The following is a 1,226-nucleotide window of genomic DNA, read 5'->3' on the forward strand; positions in this document are numbered from 1 at the left end:
GGTTCAACGTCAAATGTTGGGGTGGAGTGAATTTTGCTCCACCCTTAACCAATATGTGAACCCAATCTTTTATACTTATGTGTTAATAGTATTTTCGCTCGAAAACGCGTAAAGCTTCGAAACCCAAATGCGTTTCGCTTCATCACTTTCGTTAGGTTATTGATTCCCTCCAAGAAGCCATTGGAATAGTTGTACATAAAGCTATTTAATATTTCAATCTGCCAATTCTTTAAGGTTTGCGCTGCTTTTTTAAACTCTGGTATGCCAGCCTCATCAATGGCTTTGTAAAAGGAATATAAGTCATGTTTCGTTTGGTGGATGTTCTCTTCTCCATTTTGTTTAGCCTCATCGAACCAGTGACAGAAGAGCTCTTTCAATTCATAAGCCTGCTTTAATTCAGGGGACATATCCAGGTACCGTTGAAGATACCATCGATTGTCCTCTGTTAACTTACAAGACTTTTTATAGAATACGTGGCGCATTTTTTTGCATTTCTTCCGATCGTAGTCATGCCAACTGGATTGAACTCTTCTCCTTACGTTATCAAGAGCCCAATAAATATACCGAACAAAGTGAAACCTATCCGCCACAATAATAGGCTTCCCAAGTGCTTGCGTGACAGCTGCTTTAAAAGATTGACTCATATCCATTATGACGACTTCCACCTGAGCGCCATACTTTCTAAGATAGTGCTTAATCGTGTTTTTGTACCGATTCGGAAGGATGTCGATGGGTTCTTTGGTGATGCCATTTGCGATGATGAGCTGGTACTTACCCTCTTTGGTATCTCCTTTGTATTCGTCAATGGCAATGACCTTGGGCAATTCCTTCGCTTCCTCGTCAACCGTTTCCTTTGCCAATTGATCAAAGCGTCTGACGACCGTTGAAGAGGATGTTCCGTACACCTCTGCCGTTTCCTTGAAGGTTTTGCCTTTAATACTACGGATTTTAACCGCTTGGTTCAGTTCGATAGATAACCGTTGGTATCGTTTCACAAAGGGATTCTTTTCCGCAAACTTCTTCCCGCAAGGGCAAGCATATCTTCTTCTTTTGTAAAAGATGAGTGTGTGTCTTTCAAACAGCTTTAAATGCTTAATTTTTTGTATACGATAATCGTGAATCTTATAGGTGAAAGTAGCACAAACCGGACATTTGTGAGCTGTAACTGGCATTTCTACATAAACACAAAGTCTCTCTTCCACTTCCTCCATTTTCGTAACCAATGC

At 40.6% G+C, this 1,226-nt stretch carries 1 protein-coding gene; it reads right to left on the reverse strand.

Annotated features, from left to right (window positions below):
• Window positions 1-44 precede the first annotated feature (44 nt).
• On the reverse strand, window positions 45-1,226 hold a 1,182-nt coding region (locus AM506_RS21630), incomplete at its 5' end, for an ISL3 family transposase (protein ID WP_235576173.1).

This window comes from Rossellomorea vietnamensis (genome assembly GCF_001305855.1).
Lineage (GTDB): Bacteria > Bacillota > Bacilli > Bacillales > Bacillaceae_B > Rossellomorea > Rossellomorea vietnamensis_A.